This is a genomic window from Seinonella peptonophila, assembly GCF_900129355.1.
GTDB classification, from domain to species: domain Bacteria; phylum Bacillota; class Bacilli; order Thermoactinomycetales; family Thermoactinomycetaceae; genus Seinonella; species Seinonella peptonophila.
In genome coordinates this window covers 71141-82757 of the sequence record NZ_FQVL01000002.1, presented here as the reverse complement: position 1 = coordinate 82757, position 11617 = coordinate 71141, and the positions used below count along the sequence as shown (strand labels likewise).

At 40.0% G+C, this 11617-nt stretch carries 9 protein-coding genes; 5 read left to right on the top strand and 4 right to left on the bottom strand.

Annotation, left to right across the window (positions count from 1 at the left end):
• Positions 1-52 precede the first annotated feature (52 nt).
• Positions 53-1111 (top strand): non-hydrolyzing UDP-N-acetylglucosamine 2-epimerase, encoded by a 1059-nt coding sequence (wecB, locus tag BUB71_RS04745; protein WP_073153120.1) that lies wholly within the window; start codon positions 53-55, stop codon positions 1109-1111.
• A gap of 303 nt (positions 1112-1414) precedes the next feature.
• Positions 1415-2722 (top strand): glycosyltransferase family 4 protein, encoded by a 1308-nt coding sequence (locus BUB71_RS04740; protein ID WP_073153117.1) that lies wholly within the window; start codon positions 1415-1417, stop codon positions 2720-2722.
• Between the two features lie 11 nt (positions 2723-2733).
• On the opposite strand, the gene BUB71_RS04735 is transcribed toward BUB71_RS04740, so the two are convergent.
• A complete protein-coding gene (locus BUB71_RS04735) occupies positions 2734-4443 on the bottom strand; it encodes an Rqc2 family fibronectin-binding protein (protein ID WP_073153115.1) in 1710 nt (569 codons plus the stop codon).
• 154 nt (positions 4444-4597) lie between these two features.
• Between BUB71_RS04735 and BUB71_RS04730 the strand changes: the two genes are divergently transcribed.
• Together BUB71_RS04730 and dapF are read left to right on the top strand one after the other, a co-directional pair.
• Positions 4598-7291 (top strand): calcium-translocating P-type ATPase, SERCA-type, encoded by a 2694-nt coding sequence (locus tag BUB71_RS04730; RefSeq protein WP_422785132.1) that lies wholly within the window; start codon positions 4598-4600, stop codon positions 7289-7291.
• Between the two features lie 24 nt (positions 7292-7315).
• Positions 7316-8158: a diaminopimelate epimerase gene (gene dapF / locus BUB71_RS04725; protein ID WP_073153112.1), complete on the top strand. Its 843-nt coding sequence runs from the start codon at positions 7316-7318 to the stop codon at positions 8156-8158.
• 38 nt (positions 8159-8196) lie between these two features.
• Here the strand turns inward: dapF and BUB71_RS04720 are convergent, their stop codons facing one another.
• Both BUB71_RS04720 and BUB71_RS04715 read right to left on the bottom strand, forming a co-directional pair.
• Positions 8197-8739: an NAD(P)H-dependent oxidoreductase gene (locus tag BUB71_RS04720; protein ID WP_073153110.1), complete on the bottom strand. Its 543-nt coding sequence runs from the start codon at positions 8737-8739 to the stop codon at positions 8197-8199.
• Positions 8740-8880: 141 nt separating this feature from the next.
• Complete coding sequence (locus BUB71_RS04715) at positions 8881-9570, bottom strand: DUF3153 domain-containing protein (protein ID WP_139278985.1); 690 nt, start codon at positions 9568-9570, stop codon at positions 8881-8883.
• Positions 9571-9698: 128 nt separating this feature from the next.
• Between BUB71_RS04715 and BUB71_RS04710 the strand changes: the two genes are divergently transcribed.
• Entirely contained in the window at positions 9699-11051 is a 1353-nt protein-coding gene (locus BUB71_RS04710) for a glucose-6-phosphate isomerase (protein ID WP_073153106.1), read from the top strand.
• Positions 11052-11087: 36 nt separating this feature from the next.
• On the opposite strand, the gene BUB71_RS04705 is transcribed toward BUB71_RS04710, so the two are convergent.
• Positions 11088-11519 carry a hypothetical protein gene (locus tag BUB71_RS04705; RefSeq protein WP_073153102.1) on the bottom strand — a complete coding sequence of 144 codons (432 nt, stop codon included), beginning with the start codon at positions 11517-11519 and terminating at the stop codon, positions 11088-11090.
• Positions 11520-11617: the final 98 nt, after the last annotated feature.

Here is an 11617-nt window from a genome sequence, read left to right as displayed (position 1 = left end):
GATTATCTCTTTTTGTATTAAGAGAGATTTAACTTCTAGGAGGGAATCCATTTTGAAAGTTTTGACCGTTGTGGGAGCTAGGCCACAGTTTATTAAGGCAGCTCCAGTTTCCCGTGCATTGCGTAAACAAGCTACTGAAATTCTTGTACATACTGGACAACATTACGATAAATCTATGTCAGAAGTTTTTTTTGAAGAATTACAAATTCCGATTCCAGATTATCATTTGCATGTCGGTTCTATGTCGCATGGGGCCCAGACTGGAGCAATGCTACAGAAAATCGAAGAAGTCATCCTCTCTGAAAAGCCTGATGCTGTACTCGTATATGGTGATACTAATTCTACATTAGCAGGATCACTTGCAGCATCTAAGTTACATATTCCTGTAGCACATGTCGAAGCGGGGTTACGTAGTTTTAATCGCCAGATGCCTGAAGAGATTAATCGCGTATTAACAGATCATGTATCTGAATGGCTATTTTGTCCCACAGAAGCAGCTATTTCAAACTTACGTCAGGAAGGAATTACGAAGGGCGTTTACCGCACAGGCGATGTGATGTTAGATACAGTTATCTTTAATCGGCAACTAGCTGCGGAGAAATCACAAGTTTTAGAGCAATATAATTTGGAAACAGGATCATATTTATTGATTACGGTTCATCGTGCGGAAAATACAGATCAACCTGAACGTCTGCAAGAGATCATCGCAGCTTTAAATCAAGTACAGATTCCGGCTATTTTTCCCGTTCATCCTCGCACACGAAGTAAACTAGATGCTTTAGATCTTCGTTTAACCAATCCACTCGTTCAACTGGTTGAGCCTGTAGGTTTCCTTGATATGCTGCAATTAGAAGTACATGCGAAAAAAATCGTAACCGATTCAGGTGGAGTGCAAAAAGAGGCATTTTTTGCTGAGGTTCCATGTATTACACTTCGTGATGAGACAGAGTGGGTTGAAACGGTTCAATCAGGAGCAAATCGACTCGTTGGAGCTGATCAGTCGAAAATTTTAGCAGCGATTGAGTCATTTACAGTCGATTTCAACAGTCTACCGCCGATTTATGGAAATGGACAAGCTGCTGAAGAAATAGTAGGCTATTTGCTAGATTAAGATAAGGAGTTACAAAACAGTCCCCATTTTTGTAGTAAGAAGCAGAAAGTGAACGAATAAAAGACTTGAAAATTTTTTATTTGAAAGGAGGGAACTGCTACAAAACATAGAACCTATGTCCCGTAGACAAAAACCAAGTCTACACTGAAATCATATGTACCATGGGCTACACGGGAATTTACGCCTGTGTGGACAGTCATACCCACTGTAGTAGCGAGCAAGTGGCGAGGCAGAATGGGTTGAAGCAGGAAAACTCTGGGTATAGGATTGTTTTTCTATGTTTTCAGTAGCAGTGTATGTCGATTGCGTGTATGGCTAGCCAATCACTATGCAGTACCACCTAATATTGCCGGGATCACTAGACATTTTGAGTTAGGGGCGGAATGGGCAAAAGAAGAAGAGACAGAGGTAACTCTCTTTACTTCGAGTTTTCTTCACCCACGTCGCACCTCTGTAACGGAAGAAGAAAAAAACGGTTATGACAAACCAGATCGATTAAAAGTAAAGTGGCTTTGGTCTTTTCCACATAAGAAGAATGATTTTAAACGAATTATCAATATGGGAAGTTTTGCTCTTTCGTTTCTATTCAGTGGATTATTTCAAACTCGACCAGATGTATTAGTTGCCTCCTCCCCCCACCTTTTTACAGCTTTTTCAGGCTGGATGCTCGCAAAGATCAAACGTTGCCCGTTTGTGATGGAAGTGCGAGATTTGTGGCCCGATTCTTTGATTAAAATGGGTGGATTAAATAATGGGGCGATTATCTCACTTCTGAATTGGATGGAATCTTTTCTTTATCGAAAGGCAGATCAAATTATTGTTTTAACAGCACATCAACGAAAATTTATCCGTGATAAAGGAATAGATGAATCGAAAATCGACTTAATACCAAATGGGATTGTACTTGGTTCTTGGCAACATGATCCTGAACGGAGAACAAGTTATAAACGAAAAATGGGAGTTGCTGAGAGTGAGTTTGTAGCGGTTTATACAGGTGCACATGGACCAGCGAATGCACTAGAATATGTAGTCGAAGCAGGTGAATATTTAGAGCCAGGATCATCAATTGTGCTGATTGGTGATGGTCCAGAAAAAGAGAAATTAGTACAATTGAAACAGAGCAAAGGGTTAGAGAATATTCACTTTCTAGATCCTGTTCCTAAGAGCGAGATTTTCAACTATACAGAGGCAGCTGATTGTGGGATTATTTCATTAGCTGATAATGAAGTTTTCCGAGGTGCAAGGCCCAATAAGCTTTTTGACTATACCTTTATTGGGCAGCCTATCATTACTACGGTAGATGGAGAAGTACGAGAGATTGTAGAAGAGAACCAAGTTGGATTTTTTGCTGGGGCAGAAGATCCAAAAGGTTTGGCACAAGCGATCAAACGAGCAAAAGAGCTTAGCGTAGAAGAACGTGAAGCGATCAAGCAACGAGGTTTACACTATATTGATCGTGAAGGCGATCGAGTCAAATTAGCTGCAAAGTTTTATCGGATTTTAAAGAATCTAGTAGCGAGCAGAGAAACAACACAAGAAGATGATATCGCAACTGCTTCAGAGGAATCGTTACCAGATACCACATCAAACAAGGAAAAACCAGGTGCATAACACCTGGTTTCTTACTTGTCTAATATTTGTTTGATTACATCTTGTTTGGGTGTGATATAAAGTGTCTTCTGGTGAGTATAAGTGACAAATCCGGGTCGCGAACCAACTGGCTTTTTTACATATTTGATTCTTGTATAATCGACTGGAACCTGACTCGAAGCATGTGCTTTGCTGTGGAATGCAGCTAACATGGCGGCTTCAATTAAAGTTTGCTCGGATGGTTCAGACGATTGAATTACAACATGTGAGCCAGGAATATCTTTCGTATGAAGCCAAATATAATGAGAAGATGCTAGCTTATGTGTTAAATAATCATTTTGCTTATTATTCTTCCCCAACCAGATCAAGGTGCCATCTGAGGCTTTTAAAGAGAGAGGAACTGGTTTTTCATTGCGTTGCCGCTTTTGTTTGCGTTCTTGACGTTTTAGATAACCTTCTTCTACTAATTCTTCACGTATTTGTTCTAACTCTACTAAAGATGCTTGCTCCAATTCCATCAAAACAGACTCTAGGTAATCGATTTCCTCCAGTGCCTTTTCTTTCTGCTCTTTGTTCCATTTTTGTGCATCGCGCAACTTTTGATAGCGTTTGAAAAAACGTTGTGCATTTTCATTTGGATGTAGACGCGGATCAAGAGGTAGTGTTAAGTTACTCCCATTTGGATCAAAATAGTTAACAACAGTAATCTTGTCCATCCCGCGTTTCATTTGATGTAGATTTGCAATCGTTAGTTCTCCATAAGTACGCCATTTCTCAGCTTGCTGAATCTGTTTTGCTTCCTGCTCGAATAGGCGTATTTTCTTTTTGTTCTTTTCAATTTCCTGTGTAACACGACGGAGCAGATCACCTGCCTGTTGCTTTGTACGATCCCGCTCTGCTTTTCCACTAAAATAAGCTGACAAACATTGACTCACGCTCTCAAATTTTTGGACTTCCCCTGTAAGATGTGTTAAAGGATATGATGAAAAAACTTCTTTTCCATTCCGTTGACGAACGATCATCGGCTGATATTGATGGGTTTTAATCTGCTCGATCATGTCGTGAAAAGCTGTCCATAAGTGATCTCGACTTCCGATGCCCGCACGAAAGATCACTTCCTTTGCAAATAGTGGACCAATCCCAGAAAAACGCTGAACCATTTGCTTATCTAATTGACCACCATTATAGTCGAAGCTAGCTATAAAGGATGAATGATCAATGGTTAACGGACTCAACTTACCCTGATCAGGTGGAGCGAGATACGATTCATTAGGGAGAACTTGCCGATAGGAGCTGATATGATGAGGGATTCTTTTGATTGCATCATATATCGTTTCTGTTTCGGGATTGATTAAAATTAAATTACTATGACGTCCCATCAATTCAATGATAAATCTACGTTTCGACCAATCCCCCCATTCGTTTTTATGTCGAATATCAAAATAGATGATTCGTTCCATTCCAACTTGCCTAACATCCTCAATAATCCCGCCTTCTAGATGTTTGCGCAATACTCGGCAAAACATGGGCGGTTCCGCTGGATTATCCCAGTTTTTATCGATCTGTTGCACGCGAGCGTAGACCGGATGAGCTGAAAATAATAGCAGAATATTCTTTCCCTTACTTCGAATCATCCATGTGATTTCTGTCTGTCCCGGTTGATAAATTTTTGTGATTCTGCCGCTTTTAAGAGATTGGCACTCGTGAACAACTGCCCGTGTCATCATTCCATCAAAAGACATCTTCTTCAACCTCCGTACATTACAAACTTTTTCCATTGTAGCGGAAAATGAGCATAACTGGCTAGGGGTAATTGATCATTCGATAACTATCATGTTTGTGAGCTTGTCTGAATAGATTGAAAGGAGAGTGAACATCAGAAAGGGAGGAAATGAGTTGTCACAGAAAGCACGTTGGATTGATTGGGATCAGCAACGATTAACCAGTCATTTTGGTGTAGACCCTCATCGTGGATTATCAATGTCAGATGCTGAGAAACGACTCCATCATGTTGGTAGAAATCAATTGGTAGAGGGTGAAAAAATCTCACTCTGGGCTCTGTTTTTAGATCAATTTAAAGATTTTATGGTATTAGTTTTAATGGGTGCAACTTTAATTTCTGGTTTGCTCGGAGAGTATCATGATGCAATCGCAATAATTGCGATTGTCATTTTAAATGCTGTTTTAGGATTTGTTCAGGAAATAAAGGCTGAAAAATCTTTAGCTGCCCTAAAAAAGCTATCAGCTCCTGGTGCTAAGGTGCTGAGAAATGGTGAATGGAATCGAATCGATGCAGCAGACTTAGTACCTGGAGATATCGTTGCTTTGGAGAGTGGGGATCGGGTTCCTGCTGATCTACGTCTTCTGCGGGCCGACAATCTTTATTTAGAAGAATCAACTTTGACGGGCGAGTCAGTTCCTGTTAATAAAAGCGCAGAAACATTGGCAAAAGCTGACTTACCAATTGGTGATCGGAAAAATATGGTTTATATGAGTACAATGGTGGTGCGAGGGACTGGAACAGGCGTTGTTGTTCAGACAGGAATGGAAACAGAGATGGGAAGGATTGCTCATCTCATTCAACATACAGAATCAAGTGAAACACCACTGAGTCGGAGATTAGAACAACTCGGTAAAATTTTAATCGTTATCGCGCTTATTTTGACAGCAGTTGTCGTGATCACAGGGATCATTCATGGTCATGATGCCTATAAAATGTTTTTAGCAGGTGTCAGTTTGGCTGTAGCAGCTATTCCAGAAGGATTACCGGCAATTGTTACAATCGCGTTAGCGATGGGCGTACAGCGAATGATCAAACGTCGGGCAATTGTTCGTAAGTTACCCTCCGTTGAAACGCTAGGCTGCGCAACTGTGATTTGTTCCGATAAGACAGGGACATTAACGCAAAATAAGATGACTGTTACCCATACATACTTGGATGCCCGAGTGTTTGAACTTGAATCAAGTCAACTAAATTCCGAAACCTGGAAACGAATGATTGAGATTGGTATCCTCTGCAATAATGCACTTCTTCAACGAAAACCTGCGAAGAAATTATTGAAGAGAAAACAGGACAATTGGAAAGTTGATGGAGACCCTACTGAAGCCGCTTTATTGATAATAGGGGCAAAACAGGGGATATGGCAGGATGAATTACTTCATGATTGGACAAGAGTAAAGGAGTTTCCATTTGACTCACAGCGAAAGATGATGTCTGTTGTATATCAACATCGTGATGGGCGACAAGTGATTTTTGCCAAGGGTGCTCCTGATGTATTATTAGATCGATGTTCACATCAGATGCAGCGAGGAAAAACGAGTCCATTTACTCTTGCTCATAAAAGAAGTGTATCGACAATGAATGAGCGCCTAGCTAGTATGGCTTTACGTAATTTAGCATTTGCTTATCGTGAGTTGGGAAATGCTAGTGAAAGGCAATTATCGGAGGGGCAGATCGAGCGGAATTTAACATTTGTAGGGCTTGTGGGGATGATAGATCCACCGCGAGAAGAGGTGCGGGGAGCGATACAACGATGTCGGCAGGCTGGGATTCGTACAGTGATGATTACAGGTGATCATCAAGCAACAGCACAGGCAATTGCTCATCAATTAGGGATTATTCGCCCGCAAGGTTTGACAGTAAGTGGTAGTGATTTGTACAATATGAGCGATAAAGAGTTTCAACACAAAGTAGAAGAGATAGATGTGTATGCCCGAGTATCACCTGAACATAAGATCAAAATTGTTCAGGCTTTGCAAGCAAAAGGACATGTTGTAGCAATGACAGGTGATGGAGTAAATGATGCGCCTGCTATTAAAGCCGCAGATATTGGCATTGCCATGGGTAAGTCTGGAACGGATGTTTCCAAGGAAGCATCTTCGCTCGTTTTAGCTGATGATAACTTTTCTACCATTGTGGCCGCAATCGAAGAAGGGCGCAGTATTTACGATAATATTCGTAAGTTTATTGCTTACTTACTTGCAAGTAATGTAGGGGAGATTTTGGTTATGTTTCTGGCAATGTTAGCAGGGTTACCCTTGCCTCTAGTGCCCATTCAAATTCTATGGGTAAACCTTGTAACAGATGGACTCCCCGCCATGGCTTTAGGCGTCGATCCGGCTGAGGGTGATATGATGCAACGATCACCTCGTAATAGTAGAGAAAGCGTTTTTGCTCGTGGTATAGGATGGAAAATTATAACAAGAGGCTTGTTGATTGGTTTTTGGTCGCTCGCTGCATTCCTTGTTACCTATTATGAAGCCCCACAAAACCTTAGCTTGGCACAGACCGTGGCATTTGCTACATTAGTTTTATCCCAATTAATCTACGTTTTTGATTGTCGCTCAACTGGCTCCATTTTTCAGCGTAATCCGTTGAGTAATATACCGTTGGTTCTATCCGTTATTTTATCTGTTGTCATGTTGCTTGTTGTCATCTACTATCCGCCCTTACAACCTATTTTTCATACAGTTTCATTAGGTTTACGTGAATGGATTTTAATTTGTGTCACTTCAACACTACCTGTGATTCTTGCTGGGTTAGTGGATCAAGTAAGAATTGTACAACGAAAGTTGCAGCTAGGTCGTTAACTATATTGTCGAGGAGAACTTATCATGAAATTCACAAAAATGCATGGACTTGGCAATGATTTTGTAGTGGTTCAATGGGAAGGTGAAGTATCTGCACAGATTCATGGGTTAGCTGAAGCAGTCTGTGATCGGCATTTTGGAATTGGTGCCGATGGATTGGTACTGATTCTTCCTTCAGATAAAGCAGATTTCAAAATGCGTATCTTTAATGCTGATGGGCAGGAATCTCAACAGTGTGGGAATGCCATTCGATGTGTAACAAAATATTTTTTAGAGAGGATACGTCAGTCGACATCCGAGGTTGATACATGTACAGTGGAGACATCAATAGGTGTACAACAAGTGTGGCCAAAGATAAGAAATGGGCTAGTAAAAGAAGTAACTGTCGATATGGGAGCGCCCATTTTAATACCAGCTAAAATTCCGTTGCGCAGTACATTGTCTCGTGTCATAAATCAACCAATCACAGTTGGACAACAGCAGTTTGATTTTACTGCTATATCGATGGGTAATCCTCACTTGGTGATCGAAGTAGAAGATGTGCAGCATTTTCCAGTCGATAAATGGGGTCCTCTGTTAGAAAAGCATGACTATTATCCCGAAAAAACCAATGTCGAATTTATTACGATCCAAAATCGAAACGAGCTGACGATGCGAGTTTGGGAACGTGGCGTTGGAATCACACTTGCTTGCGGTTCAGGTGCATGTGCTGCATTGGTAGCAGCTGTTCTGCTAGAAAAAGCAGATCGAAGCGCAGTGATTCATTTGCCAAAAGGGGACTTGCAGATTGAATGGCGAGAAGAGAATGATCATGTCTATATGACTGGAGCTGCTGAATCCGTCTTTGATGGTGTTTGGCAACAATAAAGGAAAGCCACTCATTAGCGAGTGGCTTTCTACTTCATTTAAACTGAAAAAACATCTGTTAAATGTTGATCAAGTTGTGCTAAAAATTGATCAATATCAGGATTTTTTACTACATCATGCAAAGAAAAGCTAGAAAGTGGCTTCATTCCTACAAACTCTTGTGTTTTATGGAAATGAAACATCGCTTCATCGACATTTTTCCCTTCGAAAAATTGATCAGGATCGGAGAATTGAGCAGTAGTAGCATTCCATGTCATAGAAAGCATATATTTTTTATCTGTAAACTGACCTCCCGTTCCGTACTTATTAGCACTTCGATAAAATGTCCCATGTTGATAAACTTCATCGATATATGTTTTAAAAATTCCTGGTATGCTAAACCAAAAAATAGGTGTTTGGAAGATGACAAAATCTGCCCAGCGAAATTTGTCAACCTCTTCTTCTATCTGATATCCTGCGGCAATAATGGATGTTTTTACCTCGAATTTACTTTGTAATCTTTTAACCATGTGATCAACAAGCGTTTGATTAAGTCGCCTATCAGTACTTGCATGTCCATTAATAATCAGGATGCGTTTCACTTGAATCGCCTCATTTTTTGTTATTTATTTTGCCTCGCGAAATTTATTGTATGCAAAACATTAGGATAGAGCAAGGACAAGTATTGATTAAGACGATCTATCGATGTTTCGGTATCATTCTGGGCGAGTGAATACTGGAGTTTATCTTCGTTGTTTTCTCCAGAACCAATATCCGATCCCACCTAATAGGCATAAAGAGAGGAATCCAGTCGAAAACCAACCAACTAAATTCGGGATATCGCCGCTTAACTGTATACGATTATGTTTTCCTAATTGCGGATTCCATTGCAATGTTTTTCCTTCATCTGATTCGACAACGGCATTATGCTTGGTTGGTCGAATGGGTAATGTAAGGAATAGCTTTATTTTCACACGATCATAAAAAAGTTTCGCAAATTCTTTTAAGGGGACTTCTTGATCTATTTTCGTTAAATTTAAATCATAATCCATTGAAATGGTCTGAAAAAAAATTCCACGTTTGATTTGAATTGATTTTTTCCATTTCTCGGTTGTATGGGTCGTTGCAACAGATTCTTCAAACGGGATCGGTTCATCACGGATATTTTTTACCTGTTTGGTGGCGATCCAACCTGCTGAAGATTTATTCTCAAAGGTTTGGATTTTAAATTGACTTGCTTGTAATCTCTCTTTTAAAAACTGAAGATTTGGTAATAACAAGGGATGGGTACGCATTGTTAATTCGTATTTTCCAGAACCATTTGCATAAATCCAGATATGTAGATCACCGTAAATTTCAGATTTTTTACTACATCCAGTTAAGATCAGAAGTAAAAATATCATAATGCATATAGTTTGTTTAAATTTCATCATTTTGCGCTCCTTTCTTTTTTTAGTGTAATCTAGTTGTGAAATTTTTACAAAAATTCAACCCCCCAGTTGGCTCTTTTATTTCTAGTGTTTCTTTTGTACTATTTACAGAGACAGAAAGGAGTAATTGAATGAGCCAAATACGTTTTGATAATCGTAATGCACTTTCTTTTATAGGAGAACATGAAATACAACAACTAGAGCCAGAAATGAAGTTGGCCCATCAACGGCTTACAAAGCAGATCGATGGTGCGGGCTCTGACTTTCTTGGCTGGATGGAGTGGCCCCATACTTATGATCGTGCAGAATTTGCTCGAATCCAAGCAGCAGCTAAGCGAATTCAGACACAATCTGATGCGCTGATTGTAATTGGGATTGGTGGTTCCTATTTAGGGGCACGAGCCGCATTGGAAATGTTAAACCATCATTTTTATAATCAATTACCCAAATCGATTCGAAAAACACCCGAAATCCACTTTATTGGTCATCATCTGAGTAGTGATTATTTAAAAGAATTATTGGAAGTCTTGGAAGGAAAAGAGATTAGTGTCAATGTGATTTCAAAATCAGGTACTACCACAGAACCGGCAATCGCTTTTCGGGTTTTTCGCGATTATTTAGAACGTCGTTATGGAAAAGACGAAGCAAGAAGAAGGATTTATGCAACAACTGATCAGCAACGTGGAGCTTTAAAACAGCTTGCAGATGAAGAGGGATATGAAACATTTGTCATTCCTGACGATATCGGAGGTCGTTATTCTGTGCTTACGGCTGTAGGGCTGTTGCCTATCGCAGCATCAGGAATTGATATTGAGGCGATGATGGCTGGAGCGCAGCAAGCGATGAAAGATTTTGGACAACCTTCTTTAGAGAACGCTTGTTATCAGTATGCAGTAACCCGACAAGTGCTTTATCGCAAAGGCTTTCACACGGAATTATTCGTTACATATGAGCCCGCACTTCAACTTTTTGCTGAATGGTGGAAGCAACTATTTGGCGAGAGTGAGGGGAAGGATCAAAAGGGGATTTTTCCTGCTGCTGTCCAGTTTACTTCTGACTTACATTCGATGGGACAGTATATACAAGATGGTTTACGTAATCTATTTGAAACTGTTTTATTAGTCGAACGGTCACAAAATCATGTAGAAATAGAAGCTGATCCCCAAGATATTGATGGTCTCAATTTTCTTGCAGGTAAGTCAATCAATGAAGTAAATCATAAGGCTGCTGAAGGGACATTGTTAGCACATACTGATGGAGGCGTCCCTAATCTAGTCATTCATATACCTGAACGATCTGCTTATCAGTTTGGACAATTGGTTTACTTTTTTGAGCGAGCATGCGGCATCAGTTGTTATTTACAAGGAGTGAATCCATTTAATCAACCTGGCGTGGAAGCATATAAGCGTAATATGTTTGCGCTCCTGGGCAAGCCTGGTTTTGAGGAGGAAGCAGCAAAGCTGCAAAAGCGTTTAAAACAATGACGATTATGAAAGCACCTCAATAAAAGGTGCTTTTTTTCACTCAGCAAATGCTTTAGGAATTGATAAAGTAAAATAATCGTCATGTATAATTACTTGTAATCTTTTATTCCCTTTCGTAAATATATGCATAGAGCCCATCTGTTCATCTGGATGTTCAGTCCAACCCGCTTTTTTAATCTGTTCAAAGTAGTTTTGTCTTTTTGTTGGATCGGTTAAACCTGTAAAATCATATCGTACGTATGAGGTTTGGGGATCATTGCTCTTCTTATCGCTTTTCTTAGCGCCTTCAGGAATTGGGAATTCTGGGTCAATCGAAGATGTGGTCGTTTGATGAAGTGGAGTACTTTTACTCTGTTGCGCTGGTGGTAAATCTTCTGATGACGGATTTGCTTTTGACAGCGTGTTAGTTTGACTACATGCCATCAGTGACAACAATATGATGGATCCTAAAATAAAATATCTGATCATCAGGTATTGCCCTCCTGTCATATTTCTTATAGTTTATCATCGGTTCTCACTATTTTGTACATATGTTATAATAGCCGCAAAAATAGCACTATTTAAGG